This is a genomic window from Candidatus Phytoplasma asiaticum, from assembly GCF_015100165.3.
In the GTDB taxonomy this organism is placed as follows: domain Bacteria; phylum Bacillota_I; class Bacilli_A; order Acholeplasmatales; family Acholeplasmataceae; genus Phytoplasma; species Phytoplasma citri.
In genome coordinates this window covers 423,156-444,747 of sequence record NZ_CP097206.1, presented here as the reverse complement: position 1 = coordinate 444,747, position 21,592 = coordinate 423,156, and the positions used below count along the sequence as shown (strand labels likewise).

Annotated in this window: 14 protein-coding genes, 1 tRNA gene and 1 pseudogene; 14 read left to right on the top strand and 2 right to left on the bottom strand. The window is 23.7% G+C overall.

All coding sequences use genetic code 11. The features are described 5' to 3' along the window. The first annotated feature begins 11 nt into the window (after positions 1-11). From H7686_RS01890 to H7686_RS01865, 6 genes are all read left to right on the top strand, one after another. On the top strand, positions 12-563 hold the full coding sequence (locus tag H7686_RS01890) for a citrate lyase holo-[acyl-carrier protein] synthase (protein ID WP_193621831.1): 552 nt from the start codon (positions 12-14) through the stop codon (positions 561-563). A gap of 137 nt (positions 564-700) precedes the next feature. Further along, positions 701-1,909: an acetate kinase gene (locus H7686_RS01885; protein WP_193621832.1), complete on the top strand. Its 1,209-nt coding sequence runs from the start codon at positions 701-703 to the stop codon at positions 1,907-1,909. 807 nt (positions 1,910-2,716) lie between these two features. Next, positions 2,717-2,807, top strand: a tRNA-Ser gene (locus H7686_RS01880). A gap of 143 nt (positions 2,808-2,950) precedes the next feature. Beyond that, entirely contained in the window at positions 2,951-3,817 is an 867-nt protein-coding gene (locus H7686_RS01875) for a thymidylate synthase (protein WP_193621833.1), read from the top strand. After that, the gene (locus H7686_RS01870; RefSeq protein ID WP_193621834.1) at positions 3,814-4,329 is read left to right on the top strand and encodes a dihydrofolate reductase; all 516 of its coding nucleotides are present in this window, start codon (positions 3,814-3,816) and stop codon (positions 4,327-4,329) included. Before H7686_RS01875 ends, H7686_RS01870 begins: the two co-directional genes overlap by 4 nt. Before the next feature lie 1,509 nt (positions 4,330-5,838). Then, complete coding sequence (locus tag H7686_RS01865) at positions 5,839-6,579, top strand: lysophospholipid acyltransferase family protein (RefSeq protein ID WP_249175840.1); 741 nt, start codon at positions 5,839-5,841, stop codon at positions 6,577-6,579. Positions 6,580-6,622: 43 nt separating this feature from the next. Here the strand turns inward: H7686_RS01865 and H7686_RS01860 are convergent, their stop codons facing one another. Then, entirely contained in the window at positions 6,623-9,481 is a 2,859-nt protein-coding gene (locus H7686_RS01860; RefSeq protein ID WP_193621836.1) for a S1 family peptidase, read from the bottom strand. 721 nt (positions 9,482-10,202) lie between these two features. Here H7686_RS01860 and hrcA point away from each other — a divergent pair. The 7 genes and pseudogenes from hrcA (at position 10,203) to H7686_RS01825 (ending at position 18,987) form a co-directional block, all read left to right on the top strand. Next, positions 10,203-11,270 (top strand): heat-inducible transcriptional repressor HrcA, encoded by a 1,068-nt coding sequence (gene hrcA, locus H7686_RS01855; RefSeq protein ID WP_193621837.1) that lies wholly within the window; start codon positions 10,203-10,205, stop codon positions 11,268-11,270. 53 nt (positions 11,271-11,323) lie between these two features. Then, positions 11,324-12,097 carry a nucleotide exchange factor GrpE gene (locus tag H7686_RS01850; protein WP_193621838.1) on the top strand — a complete coding sequence of 258 codons (774 nt, stop codon included), beginning with the start codon at positions 11,324-11,326 and terminating at the stop codon, positions 12,095-12,097. Then, a complete protein-coding gene (gene dnaK, locus H7686_RS01845) occupies positions 12,090-13,958 on the top strand; it encodes a molecular chaperone DnaK (RefSeq protein WP_193621839.1) in 1,869 nt (622 codons plus the stop codon). Before H7686_RS01850 ends, dnaK begins: the two co-directional genes overlap by 8 nt. 109 nt (positions 13,959-14,067) lie before the next feature. After that, positions 14,068-15,168 (top strand): molecular chaperone DnaJ, encoded by a 1,101-nt coding sequence (dnaJ, locus tag H7686_RS01840; RefSeq protein ID WP_193621840.1) that lies wholly within the window; start codon positions 14,068-14,070, stop codon positions 15,166-15,168. A gap of 749 nt (positions 15,169-15,917) precedes the next feature. Then, positions 15,918-16,760, top strand: a pseudogene (locus H7686_RS01835) (reverse transcriptase domain-containing protein); the annotation flags it as partial. Between the two features lie 458 nt (positions 16,761-17,218). Further along, positions 17,219-18,229, top strand: coding sequence for a lipoate--protein ligase (locus H7686_RS01830; RefSeq protein ID WP_193622182.1), 1,011 nt, complete (start codon positions 17,219-17,221; stop codon positions 18,227-18,229). Between the two features lie 122 nt (positions 18,230-18,351). Then, positions 18,352-18,987, top strand: coding sequence for a hypothetical protein (locus H7686_RS01825; RefSeq protein WP_212304315.1), 636 nt, complete (start codon positions 18,352-18,354; stop codon positions 18,985-18,987). Between the two features lie 19 nt (positions 18,988-19,006). Here H7686_RS01825 and recU read toward each other — a convergent pair whose 3' ends face one another. Then, complete coding sequence (recU, locus tag H7686_RS01820) at positions 19,007-19,564, bottom strand: Holliday junction resolvase RecU (protein WP_193622095.1); 558 nt, start codon at positions 19,562-19,564, stop codon at positions 19,007-19,009. Between the two features lie 279 nt (positions 19,565-19,843). Between recU and H7686_RS01815 the strand changes: the two genes are divergently transcribed. Further along, the gene (locus H7686_RS01815) at positions 19,844-21,589 is read left to right on the top strand and encodes a ribonuclease J (RefSeq protein ID WP_193622094.1); all 1,746 of its coding nucleotides are present in this window, start codon (positions 19,844-19,846) and stop codon (positions 21,587-21,589) included. Positions 21,590-21,592 lie beyond the last annotated feature (3 nt).

Below are 21,592 nucleotides of genomic sequence, written 5' to 3'. Positions count from 1 at the left end.
GTATAATTATTATGTTTTCTAAAATGATTAAGAAATATTTAAAAGCTAAAGAAGAAAGATATATATTACAACTTGAAATGTTAAATTATTATCAAAAAGGTTTGTTAACTATTAATTTGAATATTCCAGGGATCATTAAACTTAAACCTTTATATTTCGAATTTTTTAATTTATTTATGAAAAACATTATAATACCTTTTTTACAAACAAAACAAATATGTTTAGGTTGTAATAATTTTAGAATATTATTTGATAAAGCTGGTTTTTATGTTAATATAATTTTGATTACTGCAGAAATAACAAAATTAATGGAAATTAAAAAAAATTTTTTAATTTTAGAAAAAACTCATATTTGTTTTCGTTTAGTTGATTTAGATATTATTAATTTAAAACATGAAAATATTTCCCGAAATTTGTTTTATCCGCCGAATTCTCGATTATGTTTTATATGTTCGAAAGAAGCGAAAGTATGTGCTTTGAATAAAGCGCATAATTTAAGAGAATTATTAACATTTATTGATGATATTATGATAAATTTTATTTATTCAAATAAAAAAATCTAATTTAATAAATTAAAAATAATTTGGATTTTAGATGGATATATTATTTATTTATTGATCTGATTATTTTTTACTTATAAATAGTTTTTTATTTATTTATATTATTAATTACAAGAAAAAAGAGTTTTAGGAGTTTTTTTATGAAAATTATGTCTGTTAATTCTGGTAGTTCATCTTTGAAGTTTCAATTAATTGATATGGTTACAGAAAAAATGTTATGTAGTGGTTTATGTGAGCGAATCGGTAATGTGAATTCTATATTTACCATTAAAACTTTAGATCGAATTTATAAACAAAATATAGTTATTGCTGATCATCGATTAGCTATTGACTTATTATTAAAAAAATTAATTGAATTATCAATCATTAAAGAAATTACTGAAATTAAGGGAATCGGATATCGTATTGTTCAAGGTGGCGAATTATTTCCAAATTCTATTATTTTAACAGATGAAAATCTTGATAAATTGGAAAGTTTAAATAATTTAGCTCCTTTGCATAATCCGGTTAATATTTTGGGTGCTCGTTTGTTTAAACAAATTTTACCTAAAGCTCTTCATGTAGGCGTTTTTGATACTAGTTTTCATCAAACCATTAAAGCTTCTAATTTTTTATATGCAGTACCTTACGAATGGTATAAAAAATATCAAATTCGTAAATATGGTGCCCATGGTACTTCTTGTCGTTTTATTGTTCAAGAAGCACAACGTTTTTTAGAAAAATCTAATTTAAAATTAATTATCTGCCACGCTGGAAATGGAGTTTCTATTACTGCCGTTAATAGTAAAGGAGAATCAGTAGACACTTCTATGGGGGTTACACCATTAGCTGGTGTTCCGATGGGTACGCGTAGCGGAGACATAGATCCTGCTATTGTTGCTTTAATTTCTAGTTATGAAAATAAAACCTCTCAAGAAGTGATTAATGATTTAAATAATAAATCTGGATTATTAGGTATCTCAGGAATTTCTAACGATTGCAGAGATTTAGAAAAAGCGATGTTAGAAGGTAATGCTAAGGCTAAATTAGCTTTAGAGATTCAAATTAAGAAAATTGTTGATTATATTGCCAGTTATTATGTAGCATTAGAAGGTATTGATGCTCTAGTATTTACAGCAGGTGTTGGAGAAAATTCCATTTTTTTTAGATCAGAAATTATTTCAAAATTAGCAGTTTTAAATATTTTTTTAGAACCAACATTAAACGAAAATGGTCCTAAATTGAGAAATATTGCTAGCAAAAATTCTATTATTCCTATTTTAATTATTCCTACTAATGAAGAATTAACTATTGCTCGGGATGTTATATCTTTTATTTCGAATAAAAATAATGAAGCTAATATAGAGTAAATAAATAATTTAATCCTTTTATGAGCGTTCAAAGACCTTAAATATTGTGTTATCTCATCAATAATTAGTGCTAATAAAGCAAGAACATTACCTCCTCTTTTTTATCAAATATTTCCTTATTTTCTGAATCTAAATTTTAACCTTTGAGTAGAATAAGTTCAACCCGTAATAATGATTATTGTCGGTGTTAAAGGAACATTAGGTGCAAAACTAAGAAGATAAAATCAAGTCACTTAATGGTTGAAATAATGTTAAAACTAACTATTATTAAAGACAAATTTCAGATAATGATTGATCACAAAGGAATATAGTTATTATCTTACATGGTTAAAATAAATTCTGCCAATAGTATTTAAAAAAAACCGTAAAAACTCTACTTAAAGGAAAAGTCTAAATCTAAATTTCTAAGTATAAAATTAAGATATATAAAAAAAAATAAGGATAAATCCATTCAAAATGATTAAACATTAAGAAAGAATTTAAATTTATAAAACGATTTTTAGAGGAGGGGAGATCTTCTGCTACTTTTTTTAGCTAATAATTTTGGATAATTAACAATTGTTATTTCTATCTATTATGAATTATACTGACCGCTAGATTAATTGTAGAAAGTATGTGGAGTATGATGCTTAATTATCCTATTTGATAATCTATCATGCAAAGTAATAATTGATTTGATACAAAGTTAGTTCTCAGAATATATTAGGATAATCTAGGACTAGGAAATTTGCTTATAATTTTTTTATAATAAAGGGTGTTTTATAATTTTTTTTGAAAAAATTTGCAATTAATAAAGAGTATTATTTCGGAGGAATACCCAAGTTTGGTTAAAGGGGCTCGCTTGGAAAGCGTGTAGATCTTATTAGATGCGAGGGTTCGAATCCCTCTTCCTCCGCCAATTAATTTTTTATATAAATAGTTTATATAAATAAATATTTTATTATTTTATAGCATAATTTTTTTGAAAATGAAATATAAAATCATAAAATATTTAATTTATAAAAATTTAATTTCGAGCAAAAGGTTAAATATGTTATTAATATGAAAAAATATTTAAATTTATGTCGTACTATTTTAAAATATGGTAATATACGTGATAATCGTACTAAAATTTTAACTAAAAGTATTTTCGGTTATCATATGCGTTTTAATTTGACTCAAGGTTTTCCTTTATTAACGACAAAAAAAATTAATTTTAATCTAGTGATACATGAATTATTATGGTTTATTAAAGGAGATACTAATATTCGTTATTTAGTTGAAAATAAAGTTAATATTTGGAATGAATGGCCTTACGAACAATATCGTAAATCATCTTTTTTTAAAAACGAAACTTTATCGGAATTTATAAATAAAATTAAAGAAGATGAAAATTTTGCTAAAAAATATGGAAATCTTGGACCGATTTATGGAAAGCAATGGCGTGATTTTTCAGGAGTTGATCAATTAAAACAAGTAATTAGTGATATTAAATTTAATCCTTATTCACGGCGTTTAATTATTTCTGCTTGGAATCCTCCGGAAATATCTCAAATGATTTTGCCTCCCTGTCATATATTAATGCAGTTTTATGTCGAAGAAAATAAATTATCTTTACAAGTTTTTCAAAGAAGCGCAGATGTATTTTTAGGAATCCCCTTTAATATTAGCAGCTATAGTTTATTATTATGTTTAATCGCTCATATTACTAATTTACAGGCTTATGAATTAATTTATAATTTAGGAGACGCTCATATTTATCTTAATCACATTCCTCAAATTAAAATTCAATTAAAACGCTCTCCTAAACCATTACCTTATATTACTTTAAATAAAAATATTCATTGTATCGAAGATTTTACTATTAAAGATATTTGTTTGCATAATTATGATGCGCACGAAACTTTAAAAGGAGAAATAGCAGTATGATTAGTTTAATAGCGGCTGTAGATGGCAACTTTTTGATTGGTAATGATAAAAAATTACCTTGGCATTATTCTCAAGATTTAGCTTTTTTTAAAAGAAAAGTGACTAATCAAAGAGTATTAGTGGGTTTAAGAACATATCAATCTTTATGTTCTTATTATAAAAATAAAAAATTTCCTTTTAAATCAATCTACTTGGCTACCACTTCTTTTTCTAATATTTTTTCTCTATATCATCGCGATGATATTTCTATTCAACAAGTTGATGATGTTAAAATTTTTTTACAAAATTTTCATAAAACATCAAAATCAATTTTCGTGATTGGAGGTAGGCAAATTTATCAATTAGCCTTGCCCTATGTAAATATATTATATTTAACTTATATCTTGCGACGTTTTTCGGGAAATATTTATTTTCCGTATTTAAATTTAGATAAATATATTTTAAAAGAATATCTTATTATAGAAGAATTAATTTTTGCTACTTATCATAATAAAGTAAATAATTATTTGTAATTATTTTTGAAATAATGATTTATTATTTTAAAATTTGGATAAAGTTATTGAATGTATTTTTAAATTAAAGATTTTAAATAATTATTTAAATATTATATTTTTGTTCTTATAAAAGGGTTAATTTTAATGAATGTATTTAGTTTGGTATTTGTGATAGTTTTTTTGTAGTTTGGCGTTTTTTTATTAATATTCTGGTATTGTTGGAAAAATAATAGGAGTGTTTTTTTGTTTTTTTGCTGTTTTTTTAGTATCTATATTTATTATAAACATTTTGATATGCGTGATTGATTTTTTATCTATGAATTGCGCATTGATTGATAAAACTTTTTAAAAAGTTTTTATGTGTGTATCTCTTGATTTTTCTATTAATTAATAAAATTTTTATATTATTATATTAATTCATATTAGTTTTTCCTAAATAAATTAATAATAAATCTTGGTTTTATTTTTAATAAAGAGGTGAGGTAATATTAATATTTGAAATTGATTGGTTTTAATTTTTTTAAAAAATTATTATTTTCATTGTTAATAGAAGAAAATATTTTTTTTATTTAATTTGTATTTATCAATTTTGTATTATTGTAATATTCTAAATATTTATTATCAAATCTTTGTTAATTTTTAATTTATATTTTTTTAGAAATTTTCTATGTTTTTTATTATAATATTGCAATTTATTTTGTCATAATTTTTGCATTTTTTTTGATTAATTTTGCAATAATATTGATCAAATAAGAATGATTTTGGAATTTTTAAAATCTATATTAGTTATTAATTATGATTTTATAATTAATTTTATGTGTATCAGTTTTTTTATTCTTAATATTAAATAAATAATTTGAAAGTTGTTCACAGATTTGATTTAAATTAATTTATGTATTTAAATAATGAATACTATATATAGAAGAAAAGTAAAGTTTTAAAGAAAAAGGTTTGCAATTTACTTCTTAAATTTACAGCATTTTTAATTATTTGGAGAAATGAAATAGCTTTAGAAAGATATAAATATACATCTATAATGATGCTATGAATCCATGAAAATAAAAATAATGAAATTAAGTTAGTAAAATAACAGATAATTAAATATTTTATTATACGACCTAGAAAAATAAATAAAGATTTAAATAATTGTTTTAAAGTATAATGTTCTGTCATAATAAAATCCTCTTTTGTGTTGAATTTAAATAAAATTTAAAATAATTATTTACTTTTGATAAAAAATAAATTAAAAATAATAAAAATTATTATAATTTTATTATTATTTATTTTTGAAATAATTATATCTAAAGTTTGTAAAAAAATAATCAAAATAGCTTAATAATTAAATTATTTTGATACTAACAAACTAAATTTATAAATATTTTTTTAATAAATTAATGTAAATTTATTTTCTTCATATACATTTATATTTTTTTAACTTATTAATTTATTTTTAAAAGAAATGCGAGAAAAAATATGTTTAGTTTTATTTTTATAATAATTTTTTTGATTTGCTGGTATTATTTTATTATGATTTTTCCTATAAAAATAATTGGTATTTTGATTGGTTTTATTTGCGCTATTTTAACATCTTGGTTAATCAATTTATTATTATTATTTTTAAGTTTAGGATATATTAAAAACAAATCTATAAACAATATTTATCATTTGAAAATAGTTCAAAGTTTTTCGAAATTAATTGTTCGTTTTTTTTGTATTAAAGTTTCAGTGTATAATTATCATTTAATCCCTTTAGATAATCGTTTAGTTGTTTATACTAATCATAAAAGTAATTTTGACCCTTTTATAATAGCTTCTATATTCCCTCGCCCTATTACTTTTACCCCTAAAGATGAACTTTATAATAATTTTTGGTATGGTTGGTTTTTAAGGTTTTGTTTTGATGCTACTCATTGTATTAAAATTAATAGAAGTAATAGTAGAGATAATTTAAAATCTCTCGAAAAAGCTAAAGAAATAATTCAACATAAACTAGCTGTGTTAGTTTTTCCAGAAGGAGGTATTATTAATCCTATTTCCGATAATATTAATCACTCTTTAGATGGCGCTTATAAAATTTCTATTCAAAATCAAGCTGATATTTTGCCTATAACTTGTAAAGGAATTCATAATATGCGTCATAAATGTTGGTTTAGAAGAAAAAAAGTAGAAATATTTATACATCATCATCTTTCTTATTTAGATTATAAAGAAAAAAAAACTTCACAAATTAATTATGAAGTAACTAATATTATCAATTCTTTATTATAATTGTGGATATATAATAGATAATTGAAAATGTTAATTTAATGATTTATAACTTATTATATTCCAAAATTATCGGATATAATTTGACAGATATGATTATCATGAGCATAAATATAAATGTTACAGAGATCAATATATTTAAATTTTCTTTAAATATATTATTTTTGAATAATTTTTTTAAATGAACATCAGATATTAATTTAGCTTGAATAAAGTTTTCTGGTATATTTATATTTGAATTTTTAAAAAAATTAATACCTATAAAATTACCTTCATTATCAAAACATATAAAATTTATATTTTTAATTTTTTCTTTTAAATTAAATACAGAATCGAATACAAAATTACTATTTTTATTTATTATGCTACTTATTTGACTTTTAAACATTTGAGGATTATGATCATAATTATCTAAATTTGTAAGATAATAAATATCTTCGCCTACTCTAAGATCTGAAGTTTTTTTAAACTGGACTACCGGATAATTTTCTGAAGATTTAAATGTCATTAAAATAAGGTTATTTTCGTTGGGAAAGATATTATGTATCGTACCCTCTTCCTTTTTATAAATTTCTTGATCTGAGTTGTATATAATGATTTCGTTTTTATCTTGCAAAAGTCTTTTATATAAAAAATTATATAAGTTTATTAAAATATTGTCAGATTCTTCTTCATAATTAGATAAAACATAATATATATATTGATTATCTTTAGTTTTTACTTTATTAAAGATGATTCCGTTGCCGCTTATTTTATTATCTTGGTGCCAAACAATTAAAGAATCCATAATTTTTTGTTTTGTAGTATGAACAGAAGTTTTGGTTAAATCAATAAATTTTAAAGATATAAAAGCACTGTCTTTATTAGATAAATAATGATGATTATCTAAAGAATATTGTAATAAATCAATAATTTTATTATTTTTATTTTTTCTAATTATTTTTAGATTAATTTTTGATTTATTTTTATTGTCAATATCAGCATATAATTCGATATATTCTTTTTGCGGATCTATTAATATTATTTGTTGTTGGTGATAATTATAAACTAGTTTAATTTTTAATTTTATTTTTGATTTATTGGGATAATTTTTTAATAAGGGAAATGAAATAGGGTTTTTATTAGTTAAATCAGTTAATTCATCTATAGAAAATATAATATTTGGTGTTTCCTGATCTTGATTAATTTCGAGATTGTTAAAATTTTGTTTAAAATTAGTAATTTTTTGCATTAAATAATTTTTATGTTTTTCACTATTTAAAGAAGTTATTGTTTTTATATTGTTAGGATTGTTCTGGTGTTGGGAAAAAATTTCTTCTAGTCTTTTTTGAATGTGCAAAATATTAATAGCATGTGAAAAATTATCTGTTGCTATAGGATTATTGATAGTATTACGATTCATACCAATAATTTGTCCTTTTTCATCAAAAACAGGACCTCCGCTATTTCCGTGATCTATTTCTATATTAAAAGAAATAATAGCTTCGTTTAATTGGGTAATATCTCCTTTTTTTAATAAATTTCTTTTTATGGATCTTGTTTGTTGTTCGTTTGATTTTGGTAAAAATAAATTTTCTGATTTAAATGATTCTTGAGATCCCATACTATAAACTGTTTGTTGAATTTCAGGTTTTATAAATTTATCTGGAAAAGCCGTTTTGAGAATTTTTTTAATTTCTTTATATTTTTTATGATTGTTATCTGTAAAAGTTAATATACCTATATCATCAAAACCTTCAGAATTATCTATAATAGTAAAAATTTCTGCATCTTTGTGAGAATTAAAATAAGAATTATAAATTTTAATTTTAGCATTTTCTTTTTCGGCTGGTAATAAAACATGTGTATTAGTAAGTATATAGTATTTATAATTATTAGTATTGGGAATTTGTTCAATTTTGTAAATAAAGCCTGAACCTAAAAAATTTGTAAATTCAATTGAAAAAGTTATTTTTGATATATTTTCTATGAAAGTTTCAGGATATGGTGGGTTTTTTGGTTCTTTTATAGCATTTTCGTCTATATAATTCAATTTAAAGAATTTAAAAAATGGGTCTGTTAAATCTATATATTTGTCATCTATTATTTGTATTAAACCGTTAAATTTTCCATTTTTATTTAATTTAATTAATAATTTTATATTTTGTTCTGGATTATTTGTTTCTGATTCGATTTCTAAAGGTATTAATTTTCTTATTTCGGATGTTTTTGAAATTTCGGAATCAGGTATATTATCATCTTCATCTGTTGCACTTTCGCAGTCATCATATAAATTATATGAATCTGAATCGTATATTGGTAGATATATATTATTGTCATATTCGGTATTAAAATTATTTCGATTTAAGCAGATATAATATTTATTTACTATTTGGCAAAAATTGTAAATACTATTCGAAGGAATAATATAATTTATTTCCATTTTTTGAGATTGTTTAGGGTATGAAATTCCAATAAATTCACCTTCTTCATTGAAAAAAATTTTATTATTTTTGCCTTTAATAGAAATGGATAGATCATTTGATTGATTTTTGTCATATTCTTCGCTTATAATACCTTCTTGAAAAGGTTTAATATTATCATTAATATCCAACGTAAAACCATAAACTGTTTCGCCTTTATGAAAATCATATTTTTTGATTTTGGGAAAAATATTATTATTAATTTGTGAGTTGTCAAATATTTTTTTTAATTTATTTTGTATATCTTTAATAATTGTGTATTTATTTTTCTTTTCTTTATTAATAATATCGTCGTTAGAAGTTGCATATTTAACTAATATGTTATCGGTAGCCGAAATTAATGTTTGTTTATAATTATAATAATAAAATGTACAAACTATTAATATTAATAAATGAACTGATATTAATAAATAATTTTTTTTATTTATACGAAAAATATTCATGTTATTTATGTATTTTAAATCAAACCTTTTCTTTAATTATCATTAGAATTGTTAGTTAATTATAAATTAATTAGCGAATTTGAAGTAAATATTATTTTACTCGATTTCATAAGATACATTTATTATTATATAATAAAAATTTTAAGAAATATGTTTTTACATACTTGACATAATGTTTTAAAAATAATAGAATAAATTTAGCAGTCATGATAATTGAGTGCTAAATTATTTTATTTTTGGATGAAATAAATTATTTTCATCGATAAATACTTGACAAGCAGTTGTTTAATTAGTTAGAATAATCTTAGCAGTCATGATTGATGAGTGCTAATTTATTAAAATTATGATTATATTTCAATTTGAATAAATAACTTAATTTCAATTTTCGTTTCAATTTTCATAAATAATTTAGAATTATTTTATTTATTTTGGTTTTAATAAAAAATAGTTTGATTTGTAATTAATCAAGAATAATCAAAATATCTTAAATGATATGATTTAAATTCGTTTTTTATTTTTCTAAAATATTATTCGAAAAAATTCAAGTAATAAATAGTTCATGATTTAAATTATTCTTGATTAGTAATTTTAGTTAAGTGTTAATAATTAAATTATCTAAACCATATAAATAAGAGGTTAGGGATTTTTATTTAAAAGAATAGAAGATAAACTATTATGGTGATGGTGATGAAAAGTTATATTTTTTTCAAGGATTTACAAATTGATTTCGAATAGAGAGAGATTAATTTTAAAAGCTATTATTGAGCATCATTCAGCACATCAACAACCTATTAGTTCGAAATTTTTATCATGTTTGTCTTATTTAAAATATTCTAGTGCCACAATTCGTTATGATATGGCCCAATTAGAAAAAAAAGGTTATTTATGTAAAACTCACATATCTAGCGGCAGAATTCCTTCTTTAAAAGGATATGTTTTTTATTTTAATCATTTGATTACACGTAATCATGATATTTTGCAACAAATTTCGTTATTTGAAAATATTTTTAAAAATAAAAATTTTAATACAGAAACTATTATAAAAGAAACTTTAACTTTATTGGGAAATGTGACTCGCTATCTTGTGATTTTAGCTTTTCCTGACGCCTTAACTACCCACAAAGTGGCTAAAATTGATGTATTTTTTTTAAGTCCAGAAAAAGCTATTTTGTTGATAATTACTAATCATGGTCAAGTACGTTATCAAAGTATTTTTTTAGAATCTTGTAATAGTTTTAATTTTAAAAATTTGCAGAATATTATTTTTATTATAAATAATATATTATTCAATAAGTATTTGTGTGAATCTATTAAAATTTTGCAAGAAAGAAATATTGAAAATAATTTTTGCAATTCACGTTTATTTGATAAATTAATTAATATATTAATAGAAATTTTTTATAGTTTTAACTCGAATAATTCACATATTTATGGTATTAATAATTTAATTAATAATTTTAGCTGGGCGGATAGCAATACCATGAAAGAAATTTTGCACATTTTAGATACTAATAAATTAAACGAAATGTTATTTGATGCTCATAAATATATTTTTAAATTTAATAATCGAATACGTTGGATATCTTGTCATAAATTCGCTATTATCTCTATTCCTTGCGAAATTAAAAAATTTCCTGATCAAAAAATGTTTATTGCGGTTTTAGGACCGATGACTATGGCTTATCCAGAAGTTATTCCTCTTTTGGAATATTTATCTGTAAATTTGTCTCAAACTTTTTACAGTAAAACAAATTTAATTTCTGATAGTTGGGAAGAATTTCGTAAATAATATTAAGCAGTAAAAATTAAATTTTTAGAATAAGGAGTTTAATTTGAAAATTTATGCATTCTGAAGAACATTTAAAACAAAATCTTAATAATAAGAAAAAAAACAACAATAAAAATATAAATGAAAATAATTGTTCTTGCCAAGGAGACAATACCCAATCAAATAAAATTTCTTCCGATGGTGTATCTTCAGATATTCACGCAAATAAAAAAGAAGCTTCTAACTCAAATTGTAGTTGTAGTAATAAAGAAAATAATGAAGATGCTATTACTAATTCTGAATCAAAGAAATTTATTTCAAATGAAAAAGATTTACAAACATTACAACAACAAGTAAATTCTTTACAAAAAGAAAATTTTGATCTTAAACGAAATTTACAAGAAGTAAATCAACAAAGAACAAATGATAATTTAAAATATTTAGCTGATTTTGATAATTTTAAAAAACGTATTACTGTCCAAACGAATAGAGAAATCAAATATGCTTTAACAGATTTTATTAAAAATATTTTAGTTCCTTTAGAGCAATTTGAAAAGGTTTTAGAAATGCCTAATGTAGATGAATCTGTTAAATCTTTTTTATTAGGTTTTAAAATGATTCATAAACAAGTGAAAGATATTTTACAAAAGGAGGGAGTCGAGGAAATTAAAGCTTTAGGTGTTAAATTTGATCCGAATTTTCATTATGCTTTAGAAAAAATATCAGATCCAAAACAACCTAATGGTATTAATATTTCAGTTTTACAAAAAGGTTTTTTATATAAAGATTTAGTTATAAAACCAGCTATGGTAAGAGTAAATGAATGGAGTGATAAAAATAATGACTAAAAAAAATACAAATTTAAGTCCAATTATCGGAATAGATTTAGGTACTACAAATTCTTGTGTTGCTTGTATGGAAAATGGGCAACCGAAGGTAATTACTAATTCTGAAGGCGATAGAACTACACCTTCTGTTGTAGCTTTTAAAGGAGACGAAATTATTGTCGGTAAAGCCGCAAAACGTCAAATGGTTACTAATCCTAATACTATTCTTTCGATTAAAAGAGAAATGGGTAAAAAAGGTTATTATAAAGAGTATAATGGTAAAAAATATACTCCTCAAGAAATTAGTGCTATTATTTTGCAAAATTTAAAAAAACAAGCTGAAGATTATTTGGGAACAAAAGTAACAGAAGCTGTTATTACTGTCCCTGCTTATTTTAATGATGCCCAAAGACAAGCTACTAAAGATGCTGGTAAAATTGCTGGTTTAGAAGTAAAAAGAATTATAAACGAGCCTACAGCAGCAGCTTTATCTTATGGATTAGATAAAAACACTCAAAAAGAACAAAATATTTTAGTATTCGATTTAGGCGGAGGTACTTTTGATGTTTCTATTTTAAATATTGCAGAAGGTAATTTTCAAGTTTTAGCTACTGCAGGTGATAATGTATTAGGTGGTGATAATTTTGATGATGCTATTGTAGATTTTTTAGTTAAAATTTTTCGCGAAGAAAATGGAATTGATTTAAAACAAAATAAAGATTTAACTGCTTTGCAACGTTTAAGAGAAGCTGCTGAAATGGCTAAAAAAGAATTAAGTAATGTTGTATCTACAGTTATATCGCTTCCTTTTATTACTATGTCTGCTAATCAAACGCCTTTACATTTAGAATATACCCTAACAAGAACTAAATTTAATGAAATAACTAAAAATTTAGTAAATCGTTGTGTAACTCCTTTAAGACAAGTTTTAAAAGATGCTAAATTGCAAGTATCACAAATTGATCAAGTTATTTTAGTGGGTGGTTCTACAAGAATTCCAGCTATTCAAGAATTAGTTACTAAAGAATTAGGAAATAAACAGTTAAATAAAAGTGTTAATCCTGATGAAGCTGTCGCTTTAGGAGCAGCTATTCAAGGAGGAATTTTAAGAGGTGATGTTCAAGATATTGTTTTATTAGATGTAACTCCTTTGTCTTTAGGTATTGAAACTTTAGGTGGTATATTTACTAAATTAATTGAACGTAATACTACTATACCGACATCAAAATCTCAAATTTTTTCTACTGCGGTAGCTAATCAATCTTCCGTTGATATTAATGTATTACAAGGAGAAAGAGCATTAGCTAAAGATAATCAATTATTAGGTAGTTTCCAATTAACAGGTATTCCTCCTGCTCCAAAAGGTATTCCTCAAATCGAAGTTACTTTTGATATTGATGTCAATGGTATTGTTTCTGTTTCCGCTAAAGATTTAGGTACTAATCGTAAACATAGTATTACTGTTTCGGGAGGTAGTGGTTTAAGCGAAGAAGAAATTCAAAAAATGATAAAAGATGCTGAAAAAAATGCAGAAACAGATAAACTTCAAAAAGAACGTATTGTGTTACGTAATGATGCGGACAATTTTATTTCCCAAACTCGTCAAACTTTAGAATCTTTGAAAGATTCTGTCGAAGAACAAGAAAAGAATGATATTGAAACTAAAATTCAAGATTTAGAACAAGCTTTAAAAGGTGATGATTATGATTCTATTAAAGAAAAATTAAGTATTTTGGAAAAATCTTCGCAACAAATAGCTGTAAAAGCTTATCAAAAAGCACAACAACAAACCAACAAAGAAAATCAAAATCAAGATACTACTGAAGAAGCTGCTAAGTCAGAAGATAAAGTAGTAGATGCCGAGTTTGAAGATAAAAAATAATATAAACAATTAATAATAAATTTAATAAAGAGCCAAAAAAAGATCTTAATAACTTTTTTTGGTTTATTTATTAAATTTTATTTATTGTATTACAACGAGGAGTTTTATTTTGAAACAAAAAAAAGACTATTACGAAGTTTTAGGATTATCACGTGATGCTAATTTGGATGATATCAAACGGGCTTATCGAAGTCTTGCTAAAAAATATCATCCTGATCGTTGTAAAGAAGCTAATGCTGATGCTAAATTTAAAGAAATACAAGAAGCTTTCGAAGTGTTGAGTGATACCGATAAACGAGCTCAGTATGATCAAATGGGCCATAGTTTTAATAATCAAGGTTTTAATAGTGATTTTCAAGGTTTTCAAAGTGCTAATTTTGATGAATTTGAAGATATTTTTTCGAGTTTTTTCGGTCGTAGAAAAAGTAATCGTCAAACTTCTAAAGGTGAAGATCATAATATAAAAATAACTATTAGTTTTATGGAAGCTGTTTTAGGTACTCAAAAATCAATTGAATTTTATGTTAAAGAACAATGTGAAAAATGTAATGGTACAGGGGCAAAAACAAAAAATGATATTAGGGTTTGTCACGTTTGTAAAGGATCTGGTTATATTTCTTATACTCAACAAGGTTGGTTTGTAAGTGTTTCAAAACAAGTTTGCCCTGAGTGTAGTGGTCAAAAAAAAATTATCTTAGATAAATGTGTTTTTTGCCAAGGTATTGGCCTAGTAAAAAGTAAGCATAAAGTGACTTTAAATATACCTGCTGGAGTCGAAAGTGGCATGACATTGAAATCTCCAAATCAAGGGCATCAAGGGCCTTCAGGAACACCTAGTGGAGATTTGTATGTGGATATCGAGGTTCAATCTCATAAGATTTTTCAGCGCAAAGGTAATGATATTTTTTCTTCAGTATTAATTAATTTTTACCAAGCAGCTTTAGGTACAATTATTAATGTTGATACTATTCATGGCGATGTTAAATTAAAAGTTCCTGCTGGTACACAAACTGATACTAAATTTAGATTAAAAAATAAAGGTGTTCCTTATGTTAATTCTCCTTCTAGTTTAGGTGATCATTATGTTATTATTAAAATTTATACACCACAAAATTTATCGAATACTCAAAAAAAACTTTTTCAACAATTGGAAGAATTAGATAAATTAAATCAAAAATCAAAAACTAATTCATCTTGGTTTCATTTTTGAATTGCTCAAATAAATAAAATTATTTCTAAAATAAAAAAAATTATTCAAAATATATTTAATAATTACAAAAGATAATTATTATTTACTATTTAATGATTAATATTTATATCGATATATATTGATATAAATATTTTTAGAAGTTAGATGTTCGGGATTGGGTGCCAAAGAGGCCTAAATTTCGTGCTATCTAACCAATAGCCAGAGCTGATAAACTCTGAAAGGAGATGGTCGGTTCGACAAACGAAAGAACGTCAAATTACAGCAGACCATAAAAGCGGGTTGCGACGAAAGCAAATTAGTCAAGACGACTCCGCCACCGAATAATTCTACGGAGAAGCCTGAGATGGCCTAAGAAGGAAAATTGATGTAATATCTAAACCTGTTTCGGAAGTTGCTGAAACGGACAGTCCAGAGTCTACTAATATAAAAAGGATGTATTGAGTAGTTTATCAGATAAAGAAACCTGGAATCAGCCTCCCAAAAGAGGATACTTCCCCCTAAAGAATTAAGGTAGAAATTTAGTGTAACTTGGAGAATCCTAAAACGAAGTAATTAAATTTACTAATCCGGAAATAAAAGTCCGGATGGTCAAGGATAAAGAATCTTTTTAGTAGTCGTAAGGGTAAACCTAAATTTGGAATAATTTAGTTAATCGGCTTACCGAGAAAAGAGTTAACTACTCTTATAGGGCGAAAGAAGAAAGTAATTTACTATTTATTCAGTGGCATCAAGAAAGGGGTTGATATATTATGTCAACAACTGTTTCACTCGAAACTAAACTTTCGCGAACATTGAATAGAATTCAACATCGTTCATCAAACGGTTACTCTCTAAAAAGAGAGCTGCAACAAGGAATGAATAATTTCTATAACACGTTAACAGCATTCAACAGAATCGCTGCTAATAAAGGAGCGGGTACGCCAGGTGTTGACAATGAAACCATTGATGGGATTAATCTAGAAAGACTAGAAAGATACCATCAGGAATACGTCAATAATGGTTATAACCCCAAACCAGTTAAAAGAATTCTCATTCCTAGTGATAATAAAGGAACCAGACCCCTGGGGCTACCTACTATCAAGGACCGGCTAATACAAAAATGTCTCGAACAACTCTTAACTCCCTATTTTGAAAATATCTTTTCAGAATGGAGCTTTGGATTTAGAACCAAAAAATCTTGCCACGACGCCATCAAACGCGTCAAACAAAGATTTAAAGGAATTGACTACATCGTCAAAATCGACTTAAAAGGTTACTTTGATACCATCAATCACGAGATTCTCATAAGAACCTTAAATCGGTTCATCAGAAAGAATAAAGTCCTCTCAACCATTAACAAATGGTTGAAAGCCGGCTTCATGAAAAACGAAATCAAATATGAATCCTTATCCGGTTCTCCCCAAGGAGGAATTATTTCCCCCCTGCTGGCGAATGTGTACTTACATCACATTGACCTAAAAATGGGAGAACTAATTAAAAAAGGAAAGCCAATTAAGAAAGGTAACCCAGAATATAGGAAAGCATGGCTAAAAAACCAGCACCATCAACTGGAGATTGATAGTCTTACCAATCTAAATCCAAATCCAAGAGTTGGTATTATGAATAAAAGTACCAAGGTATTATGTAAAGATTGCCATCGCAAGATAATCAATCAACAAACACATGATATCAGGAAGAATAGAACGATAAGAATAAATAGCTAATTAACCGCAAGGGAAAATTAGTTCTCGCAAGAGAGTAAATTATGGAAAGCCGGATGCTTGGAAACTTGCTTGTCCGGTTTGGACGGGGGCTGATTGTAAATAAAACAGCAAATATATATCGTTGGATAAAACGCAATTAATCTATCCGTATTGTTTATTTGTTTTATGAAAGATTAAATTGATAAAAAACCATCATTATATATTTTTGTAATGGTGGTTATTTTGTTTATTTATTATTATATTTAATAATTATATATTGGCTTAGATATAATAATTAATGAATAAAATATAGTATTTTTTATTTTTGGTGGTTTATTAAAAGAGAAAGAATTTGGAACTTATTTATTATGATTTTAGTTAAATATCCATTATTATCATCGGTTTATAAACCTTATTTTTATTATGCTTTAGAAGAGTATATTTTGAATAATTTTTTAAAATATGATGATGAAATTTATTTTTTTTTCTGGACTATGAAAGGAATAGTGATTGGTCGTAATCAGATTATTGAAAATGAAATTAATTTAGATTTTATCAAAAAAAATAAAATTGAATTTTTTCGTAGACCGAGTGGTGGTGGTTGCGTTTATAATGATTTTAATACACCGATTTTTAGTTTTATTTTTAAAAATAAATTTTTAGATTTTAGTTTTAAAAGATATTTAAATTTTATTATTCAAGCATTTAATAATTTAGGAATATCTTTATATTTTGGCGGTCGTAATGATATTTTATTTAAAGGTAAAAAGGTTTCTGGTAATGCTTTTTGGAAAAATAAAAATGGAATTGTTATGCATGGAACTTTACTTTATCAATGTGATATAGATACGATGATACGTTGTATTACTCCAAATAATCAAAAATTAATTTCTAAAGGTATTGATAGTGTGCGTTCACGAGTGCTTAATTTGAAAGATTATCTTCCTGATATGACACAAGAAATATTAGTTAATTATTTGGAAAAATTTTTAAAAAAACAAGAATTAATTTTAACTGAAAAAGATTTAGCTGTTATTAATAAATTAGCTATTAAATATAATTCTTTTAAATGGTTATTTAATCATCCTATTTATTCCAAAAATTTGCAATATCGTTTTGGATGGGGCGAAATAAAAGTTTTTTTAGAATTAGAAAATGGTTATATTAGAAAAATGGAATTATGTGGCGATTTTTTTCATATTCAAGAAAATTTAGAAAAATTTTGTAGTTTTTTTGAGAATATTTTATTTAGAACAGAAGATATTCAAAAAGTTTTGCAAAAGGTGAATATTAATGATTATATTTTGAATGCTTCGAATCAAGATTTTTTATTTTTATTAGAACAAGGTTTAATTAATAATAAATATAAACAATCATAAACAATGAGTTAAATTTTTATCGGAATTTTGTTGCGGAAAATACTTATTAATTTCCAATTTTTTTGTTTATCCTTTTTAATAAAAATGTATAATATAAGAAAGGTATATTTTAAAAGTTAATTATGAAGATTTTTTCGTTAAAAAAAGTAATTATTAGTTCTTTGTTATTAACAATCTCTTTCTTTATTGAATTTGTATTTACTAAATTTTTTTTTCAAGATTGTCACGGATCTTTAATCAAATTAGAGTTATTGCCTATAGTTTTAATAGGTTTTTTGTTCGGATTAAAATTTAGTTTATGTGCTAATCTTGTTTATGTCATGATTCATACCGCGTTGGAATGGCCTATTATTAATATGTTTATTTTGAACCAAACAAGATATTTACAATTATCATTTTTAATGTTTTTTTTTATTTTTCCATATATGGCTTATTCTTTATCTGGTTTATTTCAAATCAAAAACTCTCCATATTTAATGAAAAAAAATATTATAAAAAGTTTATTATTAATTTCTTTTATGCAAATTATTTCTTATATATTGTGTATTTATAGTTTCTATTATTATTCTTATGATTCTTTGTTTTTAATATTTGAATCAGATTCTTGGATAATAACTCATTTAAATCCTTTTTTATCTATATATTGGATTTTGGTTATTTATATTAATATTATGATTTTGTTAACTAATACACTTATTGGATGTATTTTGTTGTTTTTAAAACCTATTATTAATGAAAATACTGAATTTAATTTATAAAATGGATAATTTATATCTTTTAGATAAATTTATTAACAATTTGTAAGTAATCTAATCTAGGACGATAACTATAAGGAATTTGCCATAATTCATTAATAAAAATTTGATAATCAATACTTTTGGATGAAGATTTTTGTATAAAATTATTTAAAAAAGATATAGGCAGATAAAAATATTTGTTATAACGTTTAAAATGAATAATTAAAAATGCTATTCCTTTCAATTCGTTTATTTTTTGTAAATAAATTATTTGATGATTAGGAATATTTTTTAAAGGAAATTTTTTTACATTATTAGTTTCTTTAGCATCAAAAGATAAATATTTACCTTTATAAATTCCTTGATAATCTGGTAAAGATTTTAAACGATAATAAGCTTCTACAATTTTAGTTTTTTTTCTTTGTGCATATTCGACTTTAACTACTTGTATAGGGATTTCATTTTTATGAATAAAAGCGATTTGATTTTCTTGATAAAATTTATTGGTTAAATTGATATCTTGTTCTAATTTTTTTCCTAAATTACTTTTTTTATTATAATTTAAATTTTGATTATTAATTTTAATTGGATATTTCATATTTTTATTTATCTGATAACTTTCTAAAAAAATAGAAAAAAATTGATATTAATTGTTTTAAAGCTATAATAAATAGTGATTAACCAAATTCAAGTATTTTTAAAAATAATTAACATCATATTAAATTTATTTATTTTTATTTTAAAAATATAATATTTATATTATAAACTTTAATTAATAATGATAAAAAAATCAAATTAATCGGTAAACATATGTTTTGAAATTATTTCAATTAATGATATCGTATTATTAATTTTTTAAGGGAGTTCTATTAAAAAAATGCAAGAAATTAATTTTTTCGCTTTAGGAGGTATAGGGGAGAATGGGAAAAATTTTTACCTCTTAAAAATCAATTCTTCTTATTTTATTTTAGATGCTGGTTTAAAATATCCTAATGTATTAGTAAATGGTATTGATGCTATTTTACCAGAATATCATAAATTAGAATCTATTAAAGGACAAATTAAAGGTATTTTTATTACTTCAGCTTTAGAAACTTATTCAGGAGCTTTAGTTTATTTCATAAAAGAATGGTCTATTCCTATTTATGCTTCAGATTTTACTATGGAAGTAATTAAATTTAATTTAAAACAAGCAAATATAGATTTATCTTGTTTATCGTTTAATATGATAAAAGATGATATGAAAATTACTATTGATAATATTAAAATTTTTGTTTTCGGGATATCTCATTTTTTACCAGGTACTTTAGGTTTAGCTTTTGAAACCTCTTCAGGAATGATTATATATATGAGTGCTATGCATATGCAACAATCTAAAAATAATTTTTTTCAAACTAATTTTACCACTTTAGTAGAATTGGCTCGTAAAAAAGTTTTAGCTTTATTATTAGTTTCCCAAGGGGCTTTGAGTTTAGTAAAACCTAAAAGAGAAGAAATTTTAGAACATCATTTGAGTAGTTTTTTTGGCCATATAGAAAACAATATTATTGTTACTTTTTTAATTCCAGATTTATTAAAGATTCAAATGGTTATAGATTTAGCTGTACAAGCTAATTTAAAGATTATTATTTTAGGTCGTAAAAGTGAAAAAATTATTGATATCGCTTTATCCAAAAAATATTTAAAAATTCCCGAAAATACTTTAATTAATTTAAAAAATTCTAAAGATTATTTGAAATATAATAATGTTGTTGTATTAGTGTTTGGCCGACGTTTTGAAGCTTTTTATCGTTTGCAACGTATGTGCAAAAAAACTGACCGTTTAATGAAATTGCATATAGCCGATAAAATTTTATTATTTTCTGTGGATTTACCTGGTATTGATAAAGTCCAAAATAAAACTATTGATATATTAGCAAGACATGGTTTTCAAGTAGAATTTTTAATTAAAGATCTATTTCAAAACTTATCTTATGATTATCAAGAATATTTAAAATTATTATTATATTTATTAAAACCAAAATTTTTTTTACCTATCGCAGGCGAATATAGACATCAATATTATGTAAAAAAAATGGTTCAAAATTTTAATTTTTCGGATAATAAAATTTTTTTAATAGAAAATGGTGATATGTGGTTTTATGATGGTTTACATAAACCTTTAATTAAAAAAAATTTTTTAAAAAATTTAGGCGAAATTTTAATTGATGGTACACCAGTTATAGATGGTAATAATTTTATTATTAAAGATAGGGAGTTATTAGCTAATGATGGAATTTTAATTATAGCCTGTAATTTAGATCTACGTTTGCGTAAAGTAATCGGAAATATTGATAATATTAAGTTGGTTAGTAAGGGATTTTTAGATAAAATGAAAATAGAACCTCTGATTCAACAGTTGAAAGAATTATTTTTAAAAATAAGTACACAGTTTATACATATTAATAAACAAATTAAATGGAGTGATTTTAAAAATAGTTTGCGAGAAGAATTATCTAAATTTATTTTTAAAGCTACTAAAAAAAAACCTGTCATCATTCCTGTTTTAATTTCTGCAACTCGGTCAACGCTGAATAAAGATTTAAATTTTAATTCAAATATTGTAATTGAAAGTAAAGGATAATTT